1 protein-coding gene is annotated in these 544 nt (G+C 44.5%); it reads right to left on the bottom strand.

From position 1 onward, the window contains the following. Window positions 1-544 (bottom strand): hemagglutinin repeat-containing protein (locus ACFIJP_RS09710; RefSeq protein WP_375627225.1); only part of this gene is annotated, 544 nt, incomplete at both ends.

A 544-nucleotide genomic window follows, 5' to 3' on the forward strand; every position in this document is an offset into this window, starting at 1 on the left:
CTGTCACACCAGCAAAAGACTTTTCATGCTTTTCTTTTGCGTTAGAGGTATCATAGCTTTCTGATAGGGTGATATTATTGCCAGCATCAATGTTGACATCACGATCCGCCGAAACAATGGTTGCTTGTAAATTCACATCATTGCCACCATTGATCTGCACATCTTTTCCCGCCTTGAAATGAGATGGCGTATTGGTATTTTCCCATTGGTCCCCTGTGTCTTTAGCGCTCGCAATTCCAACACCTACAGAAGCACCGCTAGGGTTCTTTTCAAACTGAAACCCAAAACCTGTGCGTTCTTCCTTTGAGCTTGCCCTATGACGATTGTGACCAGGTGAAACATTCACATCATGGGCTGCCGAAACATGAATATTTTCTTGCGCAGTAAAATCAGAGCCCTCCACGTTCACATCTTTTTTGGTGGCGGTGATGGTGATATTTTTCCCATTGAGAGAAGAGCCTTGATGCTCAAAACTCTCTTCATTTTCTGTCTTTCCCTCACTCCCGTATATCGACACAAAGCCCTTGCCTGATCCCACACCAAA

The organism is Bartonella sp. MU37NMGALS (assembly GCF_042194015.1).
Taxonomy (GTDB): Bacteria; Pseudomonadota; Alphaproteobacteria; order Rhizobiales; family Rhizobiaceae; genus Bartonella; species Bartonella grahamii.